Source organism: Bradyrhizobium sp. ORS 86 (assembly GCF_045571475.1).
Taxonomy (GTDB): Bacteria; Pseudomonadota; Alphaproteobacteria; order Rhizobiales; family Xanthobacteraceae; genus Bradyrhizobium.
Genome location: NZ_CP120699.1, coordinates 3,162,520 through 3,184,106, shown reverse-complemented (window position 1 = coordinate 3,184,106; position 21,587 = coordinate 3,162,520). Strand labels below are relative to the sequence as shown.

The following is a 21,587-nucleotide window of genomic DNA, read 5'->3' as shown; positions in this document are numbered from 1 at the left end:
GATGGTTAGTTCGCTTTAGAGATTATGACAGTCGCATGACATGCCACTGTCCCTAGCGCGCGACGACCTCGACCTCGCCGTCGACACCGTTGACGACGTTGAAGGGACGCTCGAACACCTTGCCTTCGTTCTTGGCAATCGCGCGATACTCGCCCTCGGAGAGCACCACACGCGGGAACGCCCCGATCGATTCCTTGATCACGTCGCCGCCCGGCGTGATCACCGACCAGGCGGTATTGGCAAGCGCCTCACCGCCCTTCTCGCTCACCAGTTTGAGCGTGATAACGGCGGCGCGATGGGTGACGGTCACGTCGGTCAGCTTGCCGGCCTGGACGCGGATATCAGAGCGCACCACCGAGTTGGCGTCACCGTAGTTGGAGACGATGTAGTAGGTCCCCTCCGGCAACAGCGCGACGTCGCCGGCGGTGACGTTGGGGATCAGCGGATTGCGATCCGAACCGTCGAACTGGCTGCCCTTGTAGATCGCGAACGATATCTGGTTGGCGGGGATCTTGCTGGTGCCGACACGGCCTTCGATCCGCAGGCCCCCGGCCGGCAGCACGAAGGACTCGCGGTCGGTCTCCGACTTCAGGTTGACGGCACGGACCGCGCTGACCAGACCGAGCGCGACATGCACCACATAATTGCCGGGCGGCAGCACGATATTGGGCGTCGCTCCGCGCTCCTCGCGGACCAGCTTGAAGGTGCCGTTCTCGTCCGGCTTGTCGGCGAACACCCGCCACACCAGCCCGCCGTTGATGACGGGCATGTCCTTGCCATACCGCGCCGTCAGCGCAAGCACTGCCTGGCCCACCGTCGAGGCACCCGGCGGCGGCGCCGCGGGCGGCATGGTCGCAATCGACGGCTGGACGATGGTGGGCTGGGTCAGCGGCGACGGCAAAGTGGGCCCGGAGCCGGCTCCGGAAGGTGGTGCCAGATTGAACGCCGGGCTGGAGGAGCCCTCCGGGACCGGAGCCGGCGGGATCGGTGGCGGCCGATCGCTGAACCATTGAGCCGAAGCTGAGCCGGGCGGCAGGGCAATCACGATGGCGGCAAGCGCGAGCGCAACCAACGGAAGAAGCCGCCACCTGCCCCGCCCGCGTCTGCCGATGCCATTACCCCACGAAGTCATCGCCATGCTTTTCAACGAAAACGCGGCAAATTCAAGCCTTCGTGGCGACCCGGACGCCTTGATCCCCATTTGGAACAGTTCGATCAAGCCGATGTTAGCTCTAGCGTCGCGGTCCAGTCACAATCCCTGCCTAGGCCGAGCCAGCCGGGCATAAACCATGCACATGGACGATTCTGGCGCAGCAACGCCGCGAGGACTAAGCTCGTGCCGGCAGGAGATGTGTCGTGTTGGATAGCTGGATGGGCCGTGGCCACAAGAGCTCCGACGGCCCCGACAAGGTCGGACTGGGAACGGTTCGCCGCCCCGTGATCGGGCTTGCCCTCGGCGGCGGCGCCGCTCGCGGCTTTGCCCATATCGGTATCATCAAGACTTTGCTCGCCCACGGCATTGTCCCCAACGTCGTGGTCGGCACCTCGATCGGTGCCGTGGTCGGCGGCGCCTATGCCGCAGGTCATATCGAGACGCTGGAGCAATGGGCCCGCGGCCTGCAGCCGCGCAGTGTCCTCGGCTATCTCGACATCCGGCTCAGCGGCTCCGGCCTGATCGGCGGCACCAAGCTTGCCGCCGAGCTCGAGGCGGCGCTGGGGCAGTCGATGATCGAGGACCTCTCGGTGAAATTCGCCAGCGTCGCGACCGAGGTACGTACCGGCCACGAGATCTGGCTGACCCACGGCCGCGTGGTCGATGCCATGCGCGCTTCCTACGCCCTGCCCGGTATCTTCGCCCCCGTGCTGATCGGCGACCGCTGGCTGGTCGACGGCGCGCTGGTCAACCCGGTGCCGGTGTCGGCCGCCCGCGCACTCGGCGCCGAGATTGTGATCGCGGCCAATCTTTCCAGCGACGTGTTCGCGCACTCGACCACGATCTACAATCACGGCCAATCCGCCGCACCCGAGGTGACGGTGGCGGTGACCGCCGAGACGGCGCTCGAGCCGGAGCCGCCGAAGCGCCGCTTCGGACGCTTCTTCTCGGCCGAGCGCACTGTCAAGCGCGAATTCTTCGGCAGCGCGAGCCGGCCGGGCATTTCAAGCGTCATGGTGGACGCCTTCAACATCATGCAGGACCGCATCACCCGGGCGCGCCTCGCCGGCGATCCGCCCGATATGCTGATTTCGCCCCGGGTCGGCCAGATCGGCTGGTTCGACTTCCACCGCGCCGACGACCTGATCGCGCACGGCATCCGCGCCGCCGAGCGCGCCATCGGGGCGATCGAGGAAGCGATCGACATCCTGGCGCCGCCGCCGACCGGCGCCGCGGGCAAATAGCGCCTCAAGCCGTCTTGATGTAGTCGCGCAACGCCTCCTGCTCGTGCTCGTATTCCTGCACGCGCCGCTTGACGATGTCGCCGATCGAGATCAGCCCGACCACCTTGCCTCCCTCGAGCACGGGCAGATGGCGAAACTTGCCCGTCGTCATCATCTCCATGATCCCGCTGACCGTGTCGGTCTCCCGGCAACTGACGACCTTCTTCGTCATCACCGCGCTCACCGGCTCATCCAGCACGGCGGCGCCGCGCTGGCCGAGCACGCGCACGATGTCGCGCTCCGACAGAATGCCCTCCATCCGGTCCTGATCCATCACCAGCACCGCGCCGATCTTGCGCTCACCGAGCAGCTTGATCGCAGCCGCGAGCTTCGCGCCCGGCTCCACGCTGACGATCTGATGGCCCTTTGCATCAAGAATGGAACGTACCGTCATTGTCGCCTCCCTGAATCCGTTCGTCTCCCCTTCGGGGATCGAGCCTGTTCGCCAGAGCCTTCAATCAACAGTTCCGCGCCGATTTCGGTTCCGGGGCGCGTCAACGGCAGCGCTGCAAATTTGTCAGCCTACCTTATCTTGCATCGCGAAGATGATGGATGAATTCGACCCGAGCCACAAGCGGCAATCAGACGCGGCCGGACTGGTCCACCGATGACGCATCGGCAGCATCGCCTTCGGCGCGCGGGACCGGATCGAACAGCGCGAACAGCACCAGCCCGGCCAGGAAGCCGCCGATATGGGCCTGCCAGGCGACGCTGACGTCGTCGCCCCCGACCGCGATCGAGCCGACCCCGAACACGATGTTGACGCCGAACCAGACCGCGAGGAAGCCGAGCACGCGGCCGTCGCGCAGCGCCCGCGACAGGGACAGCGCCGGCACCTTGGCGGCCGCCTCGGCATCGCCCCGGCTAAACGACAGGAAGCTGCCCTTCACGAAGGCAAAGCGGATCGCCGCCGCCATCGTCCCCGACACCGACGCCGAAGCGCCGATCATCGGCGCGATCGCATGCTCGTGGGTCAAAAGATGTGCCAGCGCACCGGCGGCCGCCGTCACCGCCATGAACACGAAGAACCTTAGCGCGCCGAAACGCCGCGCCAGCGCGCTGCCGAACGGCAGCAGCCACAGCACGTTGAAGCCGATATGGGTCAGATTGGCGTGCAGCAGCGAATAGGTGACGAAGGTCCAGACCTTGGCGCCCGCGCCGCCTGGAAAGGTGATGTCGAGCAGCGTCGAATCGTAGCGCTTGGGGATGAAGCCGAAGACGTCGATCGTCCAGTTCTCCATCTCCGGCGGCAGCAGCACCCGCAAATGGATCACCGCGAGCAGCAGGATGTAGGCGGTGAGTGCCGGCGGCAACGTCAGGATCGGCTCGCGCGGCGCCTCCGGTGGCGGCGGTTGCTCGAGCGGAGCTTCGGGATGGGAGTCCAAGGGATCGACGACCTCGATGCGCGTTGAATCCCAGATAGGCGGCTTTCCGACCGCTGTGCAAGTGCACAATCCCGAAATCGGTCAACCCGCGGCCCCCGGATGCCACGCAGCACCGGTGCAAAGCCGCGACAAACGCAAAAGGGAGGGCGCTGAGAACACCCTCCCTTGCTTCCGCTGATCTTATCGCGACCCGAGAGGGGATCGAGAATGCGTCCCCGCCCCTCCCGGCGCGACGACCAAACTGTTTGACGCCACCTGTATGTGTACGCCGGCTGCCCTTGGAGCGAACCGGCGCGAACGGGAATGCGGAGACCCTATGCCGGGTTCCGGCCATCGCCAAGCCTATAGTTAAATTTACGTTAACGACGCAAAGCTGGCGATAAGCCGCCAAAAACCAGGCCGCGGCATGGACGCTGCACAGCCTTCCCTGCACAACAGAGAAGGGAACGCATCTGCACGAAACCGGGACAGATGTGTCCCGCCGAGGCAGGCGCCGGGCAAGGTTCTTGAGATGAAACACAGCTCCAGCCGCGAATTGTTCGCTTACTGGAATGCGAAACGCGGCGATGCACGCGCACCCGACCGGAGCGAGTTCGAGCCGTCCGCGGTGCGCGAGCTGCTGTCCGACATCTTCGTGCTGTCCTATGACAGCGCGGCCGGCTATCCCTTCCGGGTCGCCGGCACCCGGATCTCGGCCCTGCTCGGATGCGACCTCAAGGACCGGAGCTTTGCCGCCCTGTTTGCGAGCGAAAGCCGCGGCGAGATCGAAGACATCATCACCTGCGTTGCCGAGGAGACGCTCCCGGCCATCGCCGGCGTCACCGCAACCACCGAGACCGGCGCGCGAGCGCATCTCGAATTGCTGCTGCTCCCCTTCTCCGCCCGCGTGCATGTGCCGGCGAGCCTCACCGGCCTGCTCGCACCGTTCGAGGATAACACCACCACGCTGCACGATCTGGTGCTGACCTCCTGGCGCTACCTGCATCCTCCGGAACGGCTGGTGCCGCGCGCGCTGCGCAAGCTCGCGATCGCCCGTGGCATGATGGTCTATGAGGGCTTGCGATAGTTGCATAGATTTCGCCACCGGTCGCCCTCGTCCCATGGTCCGCGGCCCTTGCGGTGAACGAGACTCCCCCCTTCGTCGTCCTGGCGAAAGCTAAGACCCATAACCACCACCGTGGCTATGAACGGGATCGTGATCCCAGCGTCGCGCAACAACGAGCATTTGGGGTAACGGGTCCTGGCTTTCGCCAGGACGACCGTGAGTGTGCGGTACGATTTGTGAGTCATACGTTCGCGTTCTCGCGACATGATCTGTCCGAGCTTTGCTCTTCGTTTTGCGGCAAATCATAGCTAGGGGCGATTTGCGCTCTCGTTTCGGTCGGGCCCCCGGGGAGATCCGTCCTTGCGCGGCGAGCCACGGAACTTTATTAGCTGTTCCGCCGCGATGACGGATTGCCGGTTTGAGCTGCGGCCAGGGCTGGGCGCGAGGCGCATGTTTCGGAAATCGATCAGGCAGAAGATCGTCGGCATCGCCGCGGGGCTGATCATCCTCGCGGTGGTGACATCGCTGTTGTCGATGGTAATGGCGGGCCGGGTCGGCCATCTGCTCGGCGAGCTCACCAATCGCTACATTCCCGCCTACGCCCATCTCGCCCGCGTCAACGTCCGTTCGCTCGAACGCTCGCTCGCGATGCGGCGGATGATGATGGCGAAGATGCAGGGATCGGCGGAGGACGAAAGCTACGCTGCCGCGCGCAAGACCTTCGATCAGATCAATCCGGTGATCACCCAGGAAGCCAACGCCGCGCGCAAGCTGATTGAAGCCATCATCGACGATCCCTCGACGCCATCGGACAATGCCGCGCTCGGACGCATCGACGACCGGATCGACAATGCGCTCAACGACCTGCTGGTCCGGCTGAACACCGAAAACCAGGCGCTGCTCGATGAGCTCGACGCGAAGGATTTCGCCGCGGCGCGCAAGACGATGCTCCATGCCGAGGCCCTGCGCGACGAGTTCAACGCCAGGATCGAAGGCATCCGCGCCGACATGCTGGCCCAGGTCGGTGGCAGCGCCAAGACCGTGATGGCCGCGCAGCAGCGCGCCATCATCGTCTCGGCGGTGGTCACCGCGATCGCCGCCGTGCTCGGCTTCGTGTTCGCGATGCTGGTCGGCAGTGGCATCACGCGCCCGGTGATGCGGCTTCTGGAAGGCACCCGCGAGGTCGAGGCCGGCCGTCTCGACGGCACCATCACCATCACGACACAGGATGAGATCGGCCAGCTCTCGGCCGCCTTCAACCGCATGATCGAGACGCTGCGCCACAACCAGCGCATCCGCGAAACCTTCGGCCGCTACATCAATCCGCGGATCGCCGAAGGCCTGCTCGAACAACCGGCGATCGCCGCCACCGAGGGACAGCGGCGCATCATGACGGTGATGTTCTGCGACATGAAGGGCTTCACCACCTTGAGCGAGGGCGTGACGCCGCGCGGGCTGGTCAAGATCATGAACCTCTATCTCTCGACCATGTCGGCCCCGGTCCACGCCCATCGCGGCATCATCGACAAATATATCGGCGATGCCATCATGGCCTATTGGGGCGCGCCCTTCGTCGAGGAGACTGAGCAGTCCGAGCTCGCAGCACTGGCCGCGCTCGACATGATCGGACACGTTGCGCAGCTTCGCAAGGAATTGCCCGAACTGCTCGGGGTCCGCGCCATCCCGGCCGACTGCGACATCCGCATCGGGATCGCCACCGGCGAAGCGCTGGTCGGCAGCATCGGCTCCGAATTCATGATGAGCTACACCGTGCTCGGCGACACCGTGAACCTCGCCTCGCGGCTGGAAGGCGCCAACAAGGTCTATGGCAGCCGCACCCTGATCTCGGAAGCGACGGCGGCCGCTTGCGCGGCGGCAATCGAGCTGCGCGAGGTCGATCGTCTGGTGGTGGTCGGTCAGAGCCAGCCGCAGACCGTGTTCGAGATCATCGCCAGGAAGGACGAGCTCACGCCGGCGCAGACGCTGCTACGACAGCACTATGCCGAGGGTCTGGCCGCCTACCGCGAACGCCGCTGGGATGATGCCGAGCGCGCCTTCGCCGCCGCGCTTGAAGCTGTGCCCGGCGACGGTCCCTCGACGGCATTGAGAGCGCGCGTTGCGGGCTTCCGGCAAAACCCGCCGGCCGCGGACTGGGACGGCGCCTGGCACCTCGAGCACAAGTAGCGTCACCGCGCGCCAGACGTGTACTCATAAAAGTCCGCTTCTGAAAGCGAAGCGGTCGTGCTTGGGTCGATGACCAACGAGACGTTTTCTGCTCTGGTGCTAGGCCAAGATACCTCCATCGACGGTTAAGGCATGGCCGACCACAAAGCTTGCCGTTGGGCCGCATAACCATAGAACAGCGGCAGCGATTTCTTCAGGTTCGCCGAGGCGTCCGATCGGTTCGGCTGCTATGAACGTCCTGACGATCTCTGGATCATTGTCCTTTGTGACCCGCTTCGCCATCGGCGTATTGCCGATAATGCCCGGGCATACGGCGTTGATACGAATGCCCTTCTCGGCATAATCGAGTGCGGAGGCGCGGGTCAGACCTATCACTCCGAATTTACTGGCGGAATAAGCGGCGCGCCCTTTGGAGCCCCTCATCCCGCCGATCGACGAGCAGTTGACGATTGTGCCGCTCCTTTGTGCGGTCATGTGGCGAAGCTCCGCCTTCATGCAGTTCCACACACCCCGCAGATTGACATCGATGATGTTGTCAAACTCGGCATCTTCCGTTTCAACCAATGGCGCACCATCGCAGTTTATGCCCGCATTGTTGAAAGCTGCATCGAGCTTGCCGTAAGTCTCGATCGCCTGCTCGATCATTGCGTTCACTTGGCCGCGATCCGTGACATCGCAGCCGATGGCAAGGACCTCATGACCCGCGGATCGCAGTTCATCAGCGGCAGCTTCGAGCAACGCTGTGTTGCTGTCCGCAACGACCACGGACGCGCCTGCAACACCAAATGCCCTGGCCGTCGCCAGACCAATGCCACCAGCGGCGCCGGTCACAAGCGCAACCTTTCCTTCGAAGCCGTCTACCATGCTGCACCCATTGGTATGATCCTTAGTGCGCGGTGAAGCCGCCATCGACCGGCAGGGCCACGCCGATGACAAAACTGGCGGCGGGACTGCATAGCCACAACACGGCGGCCGCGACCTCCTCGGCCCGGCCGAGGCGGCCGATCGGCTGCTGCTTCATGATTTCGGCCATCGCGTCGGCCTGGCCCTTGAGCATGTCGGCGACCATCGGCGTGTCGATTGTGCCGGGGCAGACCGCGTTGATGCGGATGCCGCGCGGAGCATATTCGACACCCGCGCTCTTGGTCATGCCGAGCACGGCATGTTTGGTGCCGTGATAGGCTGCGCGTTGCGGGAGGCCGACGAGACCGCCCAAGGAAGAGCAATTGACGATCGCGCCGCTGCCTTGATCGCGCATCACGCGCAGCTCATGCTTCATGCAGGCCCAGACCCCCCGCTGGTTTACCGCCGTGACGCGCTCGAAATGCTGGATCGGCTCCTCGGCGGCGTCCGATGGCGGCACTTGGATGCCGGCGTTGTTGAAGGCCATGTCGAGCCGTCCGTACTCTGCGACCGCGCGGTCGACCATCGCCGCCACCCGCGTCTCGTCGGCGACGTCGCAGGCCAAGCCAATTGCGGTGCCGCCGTCCCGGACGATCCGCTCGGCCTCCTTCGCGGCGAGATCGCCGTCCAGGTCGGCCAGAACCACGGAGGCGCCGCTTTCGGCGAACATCCGCGCCGTTGCCAGTCCCATGCCCTTGGCGGCACCGGTGACCAGGGCCACCTGTCCTTTGAAGTCATAGATCGGGTTCATCCAACTCCTCACTTCATGTTGCAAGATCATTCGATCCGCTCGGTGGTCACTTGCGGGCCCCGGGATTGGTTTCGGCCCCTTCGAAATCAAGGGGCCTGCTCGCCTGTTCCGATCTCAGGTTTCTCGCGCTACACCGCGAGCAAGGCACGCATGAGCCGCCGAGGTTGTTCTCGACGGCCGGATTTCGGCATGGACGAAAGGCGTTCCTTGCCACTGCTCGTCCGGCCGACCACGCTGAACCTAAATCTTTCGAACGCTGAAGATTAGGTGATAGAAATTGATTGGAATCATTAGTGGACGTTATGAATGAGCCGCGAGGCTGCAGGCGACCTCCTCGCAATTTTGCCAGTTGAAGGCGAGCGCGCACGCCGCAGCATCCGACTAGCCATAACCATCTGAAGCTGCAGGATGCCAGAGGCGGGAACTTTCAACGCTCATCGTGATGATCCGCTGAACATGATTGGCCGTAGGGATATCGACAGCCCGACAATCACGGCTGGAACCGAACGCGCCAGCGTGCATTGGCTTTGTATCAGTGTAGCCGACGTCAGATCGATGCGGGGGCACCGCAGTCCGAAAGGGCTGTCGAGATGCCAAAACACGTCACCCCGAAACTGATCTCACGCCGTGCATATGCAGCACTTCGGCAAGTCCGGCTGCGACGTTGAACGCCCGTCCGCTCCGCCGTGTGACCACGACCGCTCATGACGAATGCGCAGGCAAAGGAGGACACGAGCTTGGCTGACACCGGCGAACATGCGGGGCCGAGCCAGAGGCAGATCTACAAGGTTGCGCTTGCCAGCATCGTCGGCTCCATCATCGAGCAGTATGACTTCCTCGTGACCGGCGTGATTGCAGCGACGGTCTGGGGTGATGTCTTCTTCAAGCTCCCCGAGCTCGCGGCCGCTGCGGCCGCCATCGGTGTTTACGGCATCGGCATCATCATACGTCCGATCGGCGCCTATCTGTTCGGCCACCTCGCCGATCGCTACGGTCGCAAGGACGCGCTGGTTTATGCGCTGTGGCTGATGGGCGCCAGCACGCTCCTGATCGGGCTCACGCCGAGCTACGACACGATCGGCACCACCGCGCCCCTGCTCCTGATCCTGTTTCGGCTGGTGCAGGGCATCAGCTTCGGCGCCGAATTCGGAACCGCTTCGACCTGGGTCGCCGAACAGGCGGCGCGCTCGCGCTTTCGGGCCTTCTGGAGCGCCTGGGTTGGCTTCGCGATCCCGATCGGCCTGCTGCTGGGCTTCGGCTCGGTCATTTTCGTGAAATCCTTGATGACGCAGGAGGCCTTCTCGGCATGGGGCTGGCGCATCCTCTTTGTGTTCGGCTTCCTGGTCGCGGTGGTCGGCATCTTCATCCGAACCCGCACCGAGGACAGTTTCGTGTTCGAGCGTCACAGGACGACAACCGACGTGCTGCAATATCCGGCGACCCAGGTCTGGCGCGACATGCCGCTCGTCATCCTGCGCACGTCGCTGGTCAATGCCATGTTCGGCGGCGCCTTCTTTCTGTATTTCGTGTTTGGCACGAGTTACATGAAAGCCGTCGGATTTAGCGGATCGGAGCCGGAGCAGATCGGGCTCATCGCAGCAGCATTCATGCTGCTCTTCATGATCATCGGCTCCTGGCTGGCCGATCTGATCGGCCGCAGGGCGGTGCTGCTGATTGCTGCGGTCGTCCTTCTGGCTTTTGCGATTCCCTTTTTCACTCTCGTCAATACCGGCAGCTTCCTGCTCGCGGCGGTCGGCGAAATCATCGGCTTCGGCTTCGTCTTTGGATTTGGCTATGGCGCGATCCCCGCTTTCTATACCGAGAATTTTCCAACCAGCTACCGCGCCTCCGGCGCCAGCGCCGGCTATCAGATCGCGCAGGTCTATGGCGGTGGGCTGATCCCTATCCTCGCCGGTCTCATTCTCAAGACCTTTGGGATCCATCAGGCCTATATCTACATCGGGCTCCTGGTGATGGCTTATGCGGCGCTGGCCATCTATGCCATCATCGCGACGGCCGAGACGCGCAACGTTGATCTCGAAGGCAAGGTGGCGCGAAGCTGAGCCTCGACGGCTCACGCGGCGTGCCCGAGATGACGTCAAGCTACCCTACTCAACAGTCGCTGATGGCCCACTGGCTGGCAACGTCAGCTTGGTGCCGCTAATTTCCCTCTGACATCGAAGGAAGCGCAATGACCGAGCAAGCCACCACTGCGGCCGCATCGACGCCGGCAATCGCCGATGCCCCTAACACGATCAAGGTCATCATTTCAGGCGGCTTCGCTGCGGTCTACCGGGACGTGCTGCCCGAATTCGAGCGACGTACGGCCATCAAGGTGGAAACCGGATCGGGAGCGTCGGAGGGCACCGGTCCGAAAACGATCAGGCACCAGCTTGCGAACGGCACCAAAGCGGACGTGGTCATCCTTTCGCGAGAGGGACTTCGGACGCTGATCGAAGACGGACGGATTCGTGCAGGGTCCGACGCCGGACTGGCGACGGCTCCCTTGGCCGCCGCGGTTCGGTCGGGCACTCCCAAGCCGGACATCAGCACCGATGCCGCTCTCAAGAAAGCCTTGATCGACGCCGGCCAGGTGGTGGTGCCAAGCAGCACAAGCGGGCAGTACGTCCGCGACAAGGTTTTCCCAAAGCTGAATCTGCCTGATACGGTCAAGCTCACGCTCGAGGCTCGCGGGACCGAAGCGGTTGAAGCTCTTAGAGCGGGCAAGGCAAATCTTTCGATCGGGCCGACCAGCGAGCTGGTGCAGGAGACCGGCATCGAAATGGTCGGTTTGCTGCCCCCGAATCTGCAGCTTGTCCAAACCTTCACAGCCGCGATCGTCAGCGACTCCGAGGCGCCCGAAGCAGCCAGGCGCCTGATCGATTTTCTGTCCTTGGACAGCGATCATCTGCTCGCGGCGATCAAGCGTGCGGGCATGGAGCGGCCCCGCCGCTGAACGAGCGCCGGCTTCCATGTCGCTCCTTCAGGGTCAAGCGGACCTCACGCCGATGCGTATACGTCTTTAGAGCTGTGCCTCGATCGCGGACTTGTCGATAACCGACCAGACTTGCACGATCTTGCCGTCCCGGAATTCGTAGAACACGTTTTCGGCAAAGGCGACGCGCTTGCCGTTGACGTCGAGGCCGAGGAATTTGCCCTTCGGCGCGCAATCGAATGCGAGCCGGCTCGCAACCCGCGTCGCATCAGCGACGAGCAGCTCGATATTGAAACCAAGATCCGGGATGTCGCGAAAGTCCCGCTCCAGCATCGCGCGGTAGCCCGACAGGCCGATCCGCCGGCCATTGTGGCACACGTCATCGTCCACGAACTGTCCCAACAGCGACCAGTCCTGTCGGTTGAGGCAGGCAATATAGTCTCGATAGACGTCGGAGAGGTCGACCTTGCTCATGGCCTCGCTGTCGTTGTCCTCCGCGCGTGCCATATCCCCTGTGAGCACGGCAACGAGTCGTCCATAACACGCAAGACGATGCTGCACTAGCGAATGGACCTGGTGCCGCTTCTTGCCAGCGACATGACGTCGATTTGGAACCAAAGTTTAGCGCCAGCGTGATATATTGAACCGCCGTTGCGCGCTGCCGTGGATCGCTTTCCGGCTCGCGGATGCTGCAAGATGGTTGATCGGCTCGCATTTTCGAACCGCGCGGCAATCGCGCCGGCGAGCGCAACGTCATCAGGAGCCGGGCTTCCTCCGAGGAGGAAACATGAATCAACAGATCCGACGCACGGAATGGAGTTGGAGCTGGTGGTACCTGCTCCTTCTCATTCAATTCATCGCAGTGCTCTGGCCGCCATTCTACAACAGAGCCGAGCCATCCTGGATCGGCATGCCTTTCTTCTACTGGTACCAGCTTCTTTGGATCATCATCGGAGCCGTCCTGACCGCAATTGTCTACTTTGCGACTGATGACTAGCGCCAAAGCGACGCCGGGACGTATCGCCAAAACGGGAAGACAACGACGAGGTAACGTGGAGATTTGACCGGGAGGGCTAACCGGGAGGGTGCCGTGCAGAACGTGAACTGGACCGCCTTCATCATTTTCCTGGCACTGTTTGCCTTCATCACCTGGCTGGGCTTTGCCGCAGCCCGCTGGCGCCAAGGGGACCTCGACCTCCTGCATGAATGGGGACTCGGCGGACGTCGTTTCGGCACCGTCGTTGCCTGGTTCCTGATCGGTGGCGACCTCTACACTGCCTACACGTTCATTGCCGTTCCGGCGCTCGCCTTTGGGGCCGGCGCGATTGCGTTCTTCGCGGTCCCCTACACGATCGTCGCCTACCCTATTCTCCTGCTGGCTTTTCCGCGGCTCTGGTACGTCTGTCACCGGCACAATTACATCACCGCCGCCGACTTCGTCCGCGGGCGCTTCGGCAACCGCTGGCTTGCATTGGCTGTCGCGGTCACCGGCATCGTCGCGACGATGCCCTACATCGCGCTGCAACTCGTCGGGCTGCAGGTCGTGATCGGAGGCCTGGGCATTTCGGGGACGGGTTATGCCGGTGATCTGCCGCTGGTCATCGCCTTCATCATCCTCGCGGCCTTCACCTACTCGAGCGGGCTGCGAGCGCCCGCCTCGATCGCCGTCGTCAAGGACCTCCTCATCTATCTGACGGCATTCGCCGCAGTCGTCGTCGTTCCGATCCAACTGGGCGGCTTTGAGAAGATCTTTGCGGCGGTACCGGCCTCGAAGCTGCTGCTCGCTGTTCCCGGCGACAACACCACCGGCGCGTATGGGGCTTACGCGACGCTGGCGCTGGGATCGGCGCTTGCGCTCTTCCTGTATCCGCACTCCATCACCGGGATCCTCGCCGCAAGCAGCGGCCGCGCCATCCGCCGCAACGCCGCACTGCTGCCGGGCTATTCGTTCATGCTCGGTCTGCTCGCGCTCGTCGGCTTCTTCGCCATCGCGGCAGGTGTCAGCGAGCGTCCCGAATATGCGGCCGGCTTCAAGGAATTCGGCAACAACTTTGCGGTGCCGGCACTGTTCCTGCACAGCTTCCCGTCATGGTTCGTGGGGATCGCGTTCGCGGCCGTCGGGATCGGCGCACTTGTGCCGGCGGCGATCATGTCGATTGCCGCGGCCAATCTCTACACACGCAACATTCATCGCGAGTTCATCAATCGACAGCCGACCGACCGGCAGGAAGCGCAGATGGCGAAGTGGGTGTCGCTGATCGTCAAGTTCGGCGCGCTCGCCTTCATCCTCTTCCTGCCGTCCAAGTTTGCAATTTACCTGCAACTGCTCGGCGGCATCTGGATTATCCAGACGCTGCCGTCGGTGATGCTCGGCGTCTATACCCGCTGGTTCAATGATTGGGCGCTGCTGATCGGCTGGGCTGCCGGGATCGCAACCGGCACGGCGATGTTCATCGCGGCGAAGCTGATGCCGACCTACGCGCTTGCGATCGGCACCTTCACCTTTCCAGGCTACGCGGCGCTTTACGCCGTGATCGTCAACCTCGGCCTGACCGTTGTCCTCACCCTGGTGTTCACCTCGCTGGGCGCCGGTTCGACCGACGAAACCGCTGCGACCGAATATCACGCACCGTCGCCGACAGCGTGACCCGACCTGGCGAAACGGCACCGTTGCAGCGCGAGACCTTTGCCGCAGATCGCGTCCGGGACGGCCTCACCTGCTCCGGCGATGATCCAGTTGAGGTCGGCCGATCCAGGCCCTGTTAAGACACCGGGTTGCCCAGCCGAGCTGCAGCTTGCCCTGCAGTCGCGCCTGGGCTTCCTGGTAGGGACCGACGTACCGAAGGCGGGTCGGAATTTTTGGATAGAGGCGGCGAGTCCATGCAAGCGCGCGTTCTGCGGCTTTCCTGTCACCTTCGTCCAAGACAAATCCGAAGCCGGTGCGCAACCGGTCCGGCAGGAGCTGGGCGCTCAGCGCCCGGTACCATCGCGGCGGCCGCAGCCAAGGGCGTCCTCCGGCGAAGATTTGGCTGGCCACCTCGCGTGCCGCGGTGCTGACCGACAACGTATCCGATTGCATCATGGCCGCCGTGTAGGTGGCGAACGAGTCCCAGTCCGTCGGCAGGTCAGCCGACGTCAGCCCGAACAATGCCGCAAACAGCCGGCTTTCTGCCCAATACCGCTCGCGCTCCTCGACCGAGAGCGGAGGCAAGATCAGGTCGTGCACGATGAGGGCCGTGTCGACGAGAGTCGCGTGAACCCAGCGCAACGCTGCGACCTCGTTGGCGCGGTAGGGAGAGCCGTTTGCGTAGGGGCCGATCGCCTCGGACAAGCAACCGACGATCGCGGTATGGCGGTGGTGCAGGTGTCTGGCCGCAACAAGAGCGTTGTCGAGCGAGCCGAACACCATCGTGAACACAACGTCAAAGGTGCGATGGAAGCGGCCGATCGGATCGGCAAAGGTCCGCGAGTGCTCGGCCACCGCGGCAGCGACCCAGGGATGCGCGAGCTGAAGGAGCAAGGCCCGACCGGCGCCCAGAAAGATGACGGCTTCCCTGTCGATCTGCCAGGTGATCGAGGCCGGGCCGAAGATGCCCTCGGCCGCCCCGGCGGCTCGGTCCCGGACGGACTCAAGCGCAGCCTCCAGGTCGCGTTCAGAAACCAAATGCGCACCCTTCGAGACGAACGCGGCTCGATTCATTGCACTCATCTGTGCAGGTTATCCCGATTGAGCCAGCCAAAGCGCTCTAAACGTTGCGACATTCTGGATTACCTCCCGCTCGGCCGTCGTTGAGCCGGCTTAGTACGAAGGCGGTACGCCCCCGACCCAGTTTCCGGACAGCCGCGTTCCAGCAACGCGAAACCTAACATGAATGTTAGCTTCGAACTTTGCCGATACGAAGACAGCATCCGCCACGGTCAGGCTGCACACACCCACCGCGACAGTGCGGTTGTCGCATTCGTTGCAACAAGAACAATCTTTTGAGTCGAGCCGGAATGTCTCCCGCGATGGGGAGTTTAGTGCTTCAGGCCATGACGGCCTGTTCGTATCGGGAGGTGCGCATGATCAAGTCACCGATGAAGCTCGCAACACTTGCAGCATGCTTGACAGTGCCGCTCGCCCTCTTCCCGCCGCAGGCATCCATGGCAGCCGGCGGCGGGGGCGGAGGTGGCGGCGGAGGAGGTGGAGGCGATCCCTACGGGTCGCATTACGACACGCCGGCAACCGCGCCGACCTACCCACAGCAGAAAGGCAAGAAGGCGACACATACCAAAAAGCCCGCCAAGCAATCCGGCTTCGAGGACCCCGCGTTTCGCGAGGGCTACCGCGCCGCCTATGCGACGATCTACGAGCGCAACGACTACGCCGCCGCGATCGATCAACTCCATGCGCTCGGTCATGACGATCATCCGAACGTCGCCAATCTGATCGGCTATTCGTATCGCAAGCTCGGCGACTACAAGCAGTCGCAGGTCTGGTACGAACGCGCGCTGAAGGCCGATCCGAACCATGTGCTGACGTGGAACTACTATGGTCTCTGGCAGATCGAACAGGGCAACCGCGACCAGGCGGAATACCATCTGCGCCGCATCGCCGAGATCTGCGGCACCGATTGCGCTGAGTATCGCTCGCTTGCGGCGGCGCTCGAGCAGCCGCCCGGCACGAACCTGGTCTACTGACCGGCAGCGTCGATCTTGTGGCAGCCTGTAGCCCGCGCATGAGCGCGCGGGCTACAGGCGGGCTACATACGGACGCGGCCGCCGTCAGCCGCGTGTCCGTTTTTGCGGGAAATACGCCGTTTCGATCGATGGACTCGCCGGGTAGCTTGGACGACGACCAAGCAGACCCGTTGAGACACTTCATCATGAACTGGCGATTTCTTGCATGGGGTGGTGTTGCGGTCGCCGCGCTGGTTCCAATCGTTGGTGGCGGCTGGCTGCTCAGCCTTCCTGCCGCGTCGACATATAAGCGCCCTCCTCCGATCGCACGGGAGGAGCACGACGCATCGGTCGCGGCTCTGAAGCCGCCGAAGCGACAACGCCCGTTGATCGCGATCGTCGGCATCAATGAGATGACCGAGACCACCGACTATCTGATGCCTTACGGCATCCTCAAGCGCGCCGATGTCGCCGACGTTGTGACGCTGGCAACGGAGCCGGGAGCGGTGACGTTGTTCCCGGTGCTGAAGGTCGAACCGGACGCGACGATTGCAGCATTCGATGCCGCGCATCCCGATGGGGCCGACTACGTCATCGTGCCCGCGATGAGCCGTGACGACGATCTGACCGTGATGCAATGGATCCGACGTCAGGCGGACAACGGCGCCGTCATCATCAGCGTCTGCGCCGGCGCCAAGGTCGTCGCCTCTGCCGGCCTGCTGGACGGCCGGCGAGCGACGACGCACTGGTTCTATCTGAAGAGCTGGCGCGACAGGCATCCACAGATCCACTACGTCGCGGACCGCAGGATCGTGATCGACCGCGGCGTTGCGACGACGACCGGGATCTCGGCGTCGCTGCCGATGTCGCTCACCCTGATCGAGGCGATCGCCGGCCGCGCCAAGGCGGAGACGATCGCCCGCGAGATCGGTGTCGACGACTGGGATGCGCGCCACGACAGCAGCGCGTTCAAATTCACGCGCCCGTTCGCGCTGACCGCGATCCGGAACACGCTGGCCCTCTGGAACAGGGAGCAGCTCGGCCTCAAGCTCACGCGGGGCGTCGACGAGGTTTCGCTGGCGCTGGTCGCAGACAGTTGGTCGCGCACCTACCGCTCACACGCGGTGACCTTTGCCGCAACCGACGGCGTTCAGGTCACGCGCAACGGCTTGCGCATCTATCCGCAACAGGTCGCGACCGATTGGCCCGCGGCGCGCCTGCTCCCTCCGGTAGGAACGACGCCGCCGGCGCAGGCACTCGACCGGGCCTTGCACGAAATTGAGACGCGTTATGGTCGAAGCACGGTCGACTTCGTCGCCATGCAACTGGAATATCCGCGGCCTCCGGCGGCGCGCAATGAATAGTCGAAACCGGCCCTTTAGAACCGCCACGTGCCGGGATCGAGGCCGAGGCTTACGCGACCGCCGAGAGCATAGCAGCTCGGGTTCATCGCCACATGCTTGATCGCCGCGTGGACGTCGCGGATCGACCGCTCCAGCGTCCCGGTCTCGAAGATCGCTGCGGTGCCGGCATGGGCCGCAATCATGTCGACGACCCGCGCGGCATTTTCCGCGGCATTGGCGCAAGCCGTCCGCAGGAACACCCGCGCCTCGACAAGACGGCCGCCTCCGGCGTCGATCGCTGCGATCAACTCGGCCATGGCTTCGGCGAGCAAAGCGCGCGCTGAACGCAGCGCGACCTCCGCCCGGCCAACCATGTCTTGAACGGGCTCGCTGTCGCGCATCGTGCCGGAGCTGCCGAGCCGTGCCTTTCGCCCGGCCAGCTCGATAAAGGCCGCAAGCGCGCCTCGTGCGATGCCCAGGGGAACGACAGAGATCGTCCAGGCGAACGCGGACAGACCCGGCAGCCGATACGGAATTCCGCGTTCGGTGGGTTGAAGATCGACCAGCGCGTGGGTGTGGCTGAACGGAACAAAGCTGTCGCGCACCTCGAAGTCGCAGCTTCCGGTGCCGCGCAGTCCGGATACGAACCAGGTGTCGTGCACCCGGACCTCCGACCGGTCGAAGTAGCAGCACAACGGCGGCCCATTCTGGCCGCTAGCCGTCTTCACGGCGGCGAGCCCCATGAACCGGGTCGCATGATGAGCTCCACTGCCGAACGGCCAGCGTCCGCTGACACGATACCCTCGCTCGACCTCGGTGGCCGTGCCGACCGCACCGGTCGCGCTGACGACAAAGGCCAGCGGATCGGCGAACCAGCTCCGGGCCACCTCCGCGGACAGATAGCCGCCGATCCGGCTCATGCCGCCGCCATTGCCGACAATCCAGCCAACCGAGCCGTCGAGCGCGGAAGCTGCCTCGACAATCGTCATGAAATCGAACGGGGAGAATTCCGGCCCGCCGAGCGACCTCGGCAGATAGAGCCGAAACAGTCCCGCTTCGGCGAGCGCGTTGAAGACTGCGTCGGGCAGCCTGCGGTCGTGGTCGAAATGCTGGCGCTCCGCGGCGACGAGCGGTGCCAGCCGGTCGATGGCGGCAAGATAGGTCGCGACACTGGCTTCAGCGGGTACGAGCATGGCGCCCTCCGGCTTGGGATGCGTCCACTGTCGAGCATCATGCCGCACCAGGCAAACGCGAAGAATTTCAGCTAAGGGTGAACTGAATTCATCCACACTCCCCGTCCGGTGCGGGGCTGTCGCACATGCCGCCTTAGGCGGCTGCGCACGTACTCGGCCTCGTGGTTCGAGACGCGCCGCGAGCGGCGCTCCTCACCATGAGGGTCTACCAGTGTGCCGCAAAGCAAGACCTCATCCTTAAGGAGCCTGCCAAAGGCAGCCGTCGCGAAGGATGGCCGCAGGGCGCTTTTCTCCCAAATGCGATTGCCCTACCGTCCTGCGCCCGCCGCCTGTCATCCGCCTGTCATGAATTGTGCCGACAGGTTCAGCCCGGATGGACGTCGAGGACACGCATGGACTATTTCAAACGCTTCAACTTCCTGTTCGCCGCGCCGGTGTTCGAGGCCGACGATCTCGAAGGCATCCGCTTCAACCAGATCATCACCGAAATCGAGCGGTCCGGCTTCGAGGTGGTGCGCGCCCGCAAGCTGGAGGATGCCGAGATCGCGGTGCAGACTGACGCCGCGATCGGCTGCATGGTGGTCGACTGGGGCAAGAAGGGGCTTGAAGGCAAGACCGCCGCGCTGATCAACCTGATGCGCCGGCGCGGCCTCGACTTCCCGATCATCCTCCTGATCCGCCGCAAGCGGTTCGAGGACCTGCCGGTCGAGGTCTTGGATTTCATCGACGGTTACGTGTTCCTGTCCGAGGAGACCCCGCCCTTTATCGCCAAGAACCTGATCAGCCGGCTCAAGCAATATGCCGAGACGCTGAAGACGCCGTTCTTCGGCGCGCTGGTCGACTATGCCGAGGAAGGCAACCAGCTCTGGACCTGCCCGGGCCACAATGGTGGCGTGTTCTACAGCCGCAGCCCGATCGGGCGGGTGTTCGTCGAGCATCTCGGCGAAGCGGTATTCCGCGACGATCTCGACAATTCCGTGCTCGACCTCGGCGACCTCCTCACCCATGAGGGGCCGGCGCTGCGGGCGCAGAAGGAGGCGGCGCGGATCTTCGGCGCGGAGAAGACCTATTTCGTGCTCAACGGTACCTCGACCTCCAACAAGGTCGCGCTCGGCTCGCTGGTCACCGACGGCGACCTCGTGCTGTTCGACCGCAACAACCACAAGGCCGCCCATCACGGCGCGCTTTTGATCGGCGGCGGCATCCCGATCTACGTCCCGACCGTGCGCAACGCCTGGGGCCTGATCGGCCCGATGCGCTGGGACCTGCTCGATGAAGGCAGCTTGCGCGATGCGATCCGCAAGCACCCGCTGGTCAAGGACGAGAACGCCTGGAAGAAGCCCCGCCCCTTCCGCGTCGCGGTGGTGGAGCAGTGCACCTATGACGGCACCATCCACTCTGCCGAGATGATCCTCAAGCGCATGGGCCACCTCTGCGACTACATCCTGTTCGATGAGGCCTGGGCCGGCTTCATGAAATTCCACCCGATCTATACGGGACGCTTCGCGATGGGGCTGTCCGAGCTCGGCTCCGAGGCACCCGGCATCATCGCGACCCAATCGACCCACAAGCAGCTCGCGAGCTTCTCGCAGGCCTCCCAGATCCACATCCGCGATCGGCACATCAAGGGCCAGAAGCGCCGGGTGGAGCACCGCCGCTTCAACGAAAGCTTCATGCAGCACGCCTCGACCTCGCCGTTCTATCCGCTGTTCGCCTCGCTCGACGTCGGCGCGCAGATGATGAAGGGCCGCTCCGGCGAAGTGTTGTGGGACGACACGATCCGGCTCGGCATCGAGCTGCGCAAGAAGATCCGCGCGGTGAAGCGCGAGTTCGAGGAGAACGAGACGCGGGTCGAGCGGCGCTGGTTCTTCGAGCCGTTCGTGCCCGACCGCGTGATGATCCCCGACGTAGCGCGCGAAGGCGGCGTGCACAATGTCGCCTGGGAGACGATCTCGACCGACCAGCTTGCCACCAGCCCCTCCTACTGGCAGCTCAAGCCCGGCGAGAGCTGGCACGGCTTTCCCGAGCTGACCGCGGGCTTTGCCATGACCGACCCGAACAAGCTGACGCTGCTGACACCGGGCTTTGACCATGCGACCGGCGCCTATGCCGACCATGGCATCCCCGCGCCTGTGGTGGCGCAATATCTGCGCGAGAACCGCATCGTCGCCGAGAAGAACGACCTCAACTCCCTCCTCTTCCTGCTGACGCCGGGCGTCGAGGCCAGCAAGGCCGGCACGCTGGTCTCCGGCCTCGTCGCCTTCAAGAAGCTGCACGACGACAACGCGCTGCTCGAGGACGTCATCCCCGAATTCTACCGCCGGCGGCCGAACCGCTATGCCGGGGTACGCTTGCGCGATCTCTGCGGCGACATGCACCGCTTCTTTCGCGACGCCGGGGTCAGCGCGCTGCAGGCGAAGCAATTCCTGCCCGAGCATCTGCCTGAGATCGCGATGTCGCCGCGCGAGGCCTCGCGCTACCTGGTGCGCAACGACGTCGACTACCTGCCGATCGACGAGATCTTCGGACGGATCGCGGCGACGCCGTTCGTGGTGTACCCGCCCGGCATCGCGACCATCGTGCCCGGCGAGCGGCTCTCGGAGCGCAGCAAGCCGATGATCGAGTATCTCAGGATGTTCGAGGCAAGCTTCAACGCGTTCCCCGGCTTCGAGGTCGAGATCCAGGGCGTCTACAAGGAAATCGATGCGTCAGGACGGGTCCGTTTCTATACCTACGTCGTGTCGGAATAAGCG

The 21,587-nt window shown here is 63.9% G+C and carries 18 protein-coding genes; 10 read left to right on the top strand and 8 right to left on the bottom strand.

Annotated elements, in window-relative coordinates:
* Positions 1-52: 52 nt before the first annotated feature.
* On the bottom strand, positions 53-1,132 hold the full coding sequence (locus P6U25_RS14410; RefSeq protein WP_407152521.1) for a hypothetical protein: 1,080 nt from the start codon (positions 1,130-1,132) through the stop codon (positions 53-55).
* A gap of 224 nt (positions 1,133-1,356) precedes the next feature.
* Between P6U25_RS14410 and P6U25_RS14405 the strand changes: the two genes are divergently transcribed.
* Positions 1,357-2,397: a patatin-like phospholipase family protein gene (locus P6U25_RS14405; RefSeq protein ID WP_407151821.1), complete on the top strand. Its 1,041-nt coding sequence runs from the start codon at positions 1,357-1,359 to the stop codon at positions 2,395-2,397.
* Between the two features lie 4 nt (positions 2,398-2,401).
* Here P6U25_RS14405 and P6U25_RS14400 read toward each other — a convergent pair whose 3' ends face one another.
* The gene (locus P6U25_RS14400; RefSeq protein WP_407151820.1) at positions 2,402-2,830 is read right to left on the bottom strand and encodes a CBS domain-containing protein; all 429 of its coding nucleotides are present in this window, start codon (positions 2,828-2,830) and stop codon (positions 2,402-2,404) included.
* Positions 2,831-3,017: 187 nt separating this feature from the next.
* Entirely contained in the window at positions 3,018-3,821 is an 804-nt protein-coding gene (locus tag P6U25_RS14395; protein WP_407151819.1) for a rhomboid family intramembrane serine protease, read from the bottom strand.
* A 511-nt stretch (positions 3,822-4,332) separates the two neighbouring features.
* Between P6U25_RS14395 and P6U25_RS14390 the strand changes: the two genes are divergently transcribed.
* Positions 4,333-4,887 carry a PAS domain-containing protein gene (locus P6U25_RS14390; RefSeq protein ID WP_407151818.1) on the top strand — a complete coding sequence of 185 codons (555 nt, stop codon included), beginning with the start codon at positions 4,333-4,335 and terminating at the stop codon, positions 4,885-4,887.
* A 429-nt stretch (positions 4,888-5,316) separates the two neighbouring features.
* The gene (locus P6U25_RS14385) at positions 5,317-7,050 is read left to right on the top strand and encodes an adenylate/guanylate cyclase domain-containing protein (RefSeq protein WP_407151817.1); all 1,734 of its coding nucleotides are present in this window, start codon (positions 5,317-5,319) and stop codon (positions 7,048-7,050) included.
* A 99-nt stretch (positions 7,051-7,149) separates the two neighbouring features.
* Here P6U25_RS14385 and P6U25_RS14380 read toward each other — a convergent pair whose 3' ends face one another.
* Together P6U25_RS14380 and P6U25_RS14375 are read right to left on the bottom strand one after the other, a co-directional pair.
* On the bottom strand, positions 7,150-7,914 hold the full coding sequence (locus tag P6U25_RS14380; RefSeq protein WP_407151816.1) for an SDR family NAD(P)-dependent oxidoreductase: 765 nt from the start codon (positions 7,912-7,914) through the stop codon (positions 7,150-7,152).
* A gap of 22 nt (positions 7,915-7,936) precedes the next feature.
* Complete coding sequence (locus P6U25_RS14375; protein WP_407151815.1) at positions 7,937-8,704, bottom strand: SDR family oxidoreductase; 768 nt, start codon at positions 8,702-8,704, stop codon at positions 7,937-7,939.
* A 737-nt stretch (positions 8,705-9,441) separates the two neighbouring features.
* Here P6U25_RS14375 and P6U25_RS14370 point away from each other — a divergent pair.
* Both P6U25_RS14370 and P6U25_RS14365 read left to right on the top strand, forming a co-directional pair.
* On the top strand, positions 9,442-10,767 hold the full coding sequence (locus P6U25_RS14370) for an MFS transporter (RefSeq protein ID WP_407151814.1): 1,326 nt from the start codon (positions 9,442-9,444) through the stop codon (positions 10,765-10,767).
* 236 nt (positions 10,768-11,003) lie between these two features.
* On the top strand, positions 11,004-11,660 hold the full coding sequence (locus P6U25_RS14365; RefSeq protein ID WP_407151813.1) for a substrate-binding domain-containing protein: 657 nt from the start codon (positions 11,004-11,006) through the stop codon (positions 11,658-11,660).
* A 66-nt stretch (positions 11,661-11,726) separates the two neighbouring features.
* Here the strand turns inward: P6U25_RS14365 and P6U25_RS14360 are convergent, their stop codons facing one another.
* Complete coding sequence (locus P6U25_RS14360; RefSeq protein WP_407151812.1) at positions 11,727-12,113, bottom strand: ester cyclase; 387 nt, start codon at positions 12,111-12,113, stop codon at positions 11,727-11,729.
* Positions 12,114-12,426: 313 nt separating this feature from the next.
* Here P6U25_RS14360 and P6U25_RS14355 point away from each other — a divergent pair, with 313 nt between their 5' ends.
* Together P6U25_RS14355 and mctP are read left to right on the top strand one after the other, a co-directional pair.
* Complete coding sequence (locus P6U25_RS14355) at positions 12,427-12,636, top strand: DUF3311 domain-containing protein (protein ID WP_407151811.1); 210 nt, start codon at positions 12,427-12,429, stop codon at positions 12,634-12,636.
* A 93-nt stretch (positions 12,637-12,729) separates the two neighbouring features.
* The gene (gene mctP, locus P6U25_RS14350) at positions 12,730-14,286 is read left to right on the top strand and encodes a monocarboxylate uptake permease MctP (protein ID WP_407151810.1); all 1,557 of its coding nucleotides are present in this window, start codon (positions 12,730-12,732) and stop codon (positions 14,284-14,286) included.
* Positions 14,287-14,352: 66 nt separating this feature from the next.
* Here mctP and P6U25_RS14345 read toward each other — a convergent pair whose 3' ends face one another.
* Positions 14,353-15,303 carry an oxygenase MpaB family protein gene (locus P6U25_RS14345; protein ID WP_407152520.1) on the bottom strand — a complete coding sequence of 317 codons (951 nt, stop codon included), beginning with the start codon at positions 15,301-15,303 and terminating at the stop codon, positions 14,353-14,355.
* Positions 15,304-15,701: 398 nt separating this feature from the next.
* Between P6U25_RS14345 and P6U25_RS14340 the strand changes: the two genes are divergently transcribed.
* Positions 15,702-16,319 (top strand): tetratricopeptide repeat protein, encoded by a 618-nt coding sequence (locus tag P6U25_RS14340; RefSeq protein WP_407151809.1) that lies wholly within the window; start codon positions 15,702-15,704, stop codon positions 16,317-16,319.
* Between the two features lie 185 nt (positions 16,320-16,504).
* The gene (locus P6U25_RS14335) at positions 16,505-17,662 is read left to right on the top strand and encodes a DJ-1/PfpI family protein (protein WP_407151808.1); all 1,158 of its coding nucleotides are present in this window, start codon (positions 16,505-16,507) and stop codon (positions 17,660-17,662) included.
* 14 nt (positions 17,663-17,676) lie between these two features.
* Here the strand turns inward: P6U25_RS14335 and P6U25_RS14330 are convergent, their stop codons facing one another.
* Positions 17,677-18,834 (bottom strand): acyl-CoA dehydrogenase family protein, encoded by a 1,158-nt coding sequence (locus P6U25_RS14330; protein ID WP_407151807.1) that lies wholly within the window; start codon positions 18,832-18,834, stop codon positions 17,677-17,679.
* A gap of 392 nt (positions 18,835-19,226) precedes the next feature.
* On the opposite strand from P6U25_RS14330, the gene P6U25_RS14325 reads away from it, so the two are divergent.
* Complete coding sequence (locus P6U25_RS14325; protein ID WP_407151806.1) at positions 19,227-21,584, top strand: Orn/Lys/Arg decarboxylase N-terminal domain-containing protein; 2,358 nt, start codon at positions 19,227-19,229, stop codon at positions 21,582-21,584.
* Positions 21,585-21,587 lie beyond the last annotated feature (3 nt).

Excerpts from the sequence above, each read along its gene's own strand:
- P6U25_RS14410 (WP_407152521.1), bottom strand. The coding sequence starts at position 1,132 with ATGACTTCGTGGGGTAATGGCATCGGCAGACGCGGGCGGGGCAGGTGG.
- P6U25_RS14400 (WP_407151820.1), bottom strand. The coding sequence starts at position 2,830 with ATGACGGTACGTTCCATTCTTGATGCAAAGGGCCATCAGATCGTCAGC.
- P6U25_RS14390 (WP_407151818.1), top strand. The coding sequence starts at position 4,333 with ATGAAACACAGCTCCAGCCGCGAATTGTTCGCTTACTGGAATGCGAAA.
- P6U25_RS14385 (WP_407151817.1), top strand. The coding sequence starts at position 5,317 with ATGTTTCGGAAATCGATCAGGCAGAAGATCGTCGGCATCGCCGCGGGG.
- P6U25_RS14380 (WP_407151816.1), bottom strand. The coding sequence starts at position 7,914 with ATGGTAGACGGCTTCGAAGGAAAGGTTGCGCTTGTGACCGGCGCCGCT.
- P6U25_RS14375 (WP_407151815.1), bottom strand. The coding sequence starts at position 8,704 with ATGAACCCGATCTATGACTTCAAAGGACAGGTGGCCCTGGTCACCGGT.
- P6U25_RS14360 (WP_407151812.1), bottom strand. The coding sequence starts at position 12,113 with ATGAGCAAGGTCGACCTCTCCGACGTCTATCGAGACTATATTGCCTGC.
- P6U25_RS14355 (WP_407151811.1), top strand. The coding sequence starts at position 12,427 with ATGAATCAACAGATCCGACGCACGGAATGGAGTTGGAGCTGGTGGTAC.
- P6U25_RS14340 (WP_407151809.1), top strand. The coding sequence starts at position 15,702 with ATGATCAAGTCACCGATGAAGCTCGCAACACTTGCAGCATGCTTGACA.
- P6U25_RS14335 (WP_407151808.1), top strand. The coding sequence starts at position 16,505 with ATGAACTGGCGATTTCTTGCATGGGGTGGTGTTGCGGTCGCCGCGCTG.
- P6U25_RS14330 (WP_407151807.1), bottom strand. The coding sequence starts at position 18,834 with ATGCTCGTACCCGCTGAAGCCAGTGTCGCGACCTATCTTGCCGCCATC.
- P6U25_RS14325 (WP_407151806.1), top strand. The coding sequence starts at position 19,227 with ATGGACTATTTCAAACGCTTCAACTTCCTGTTCGCCGCGCCGGTGTTC.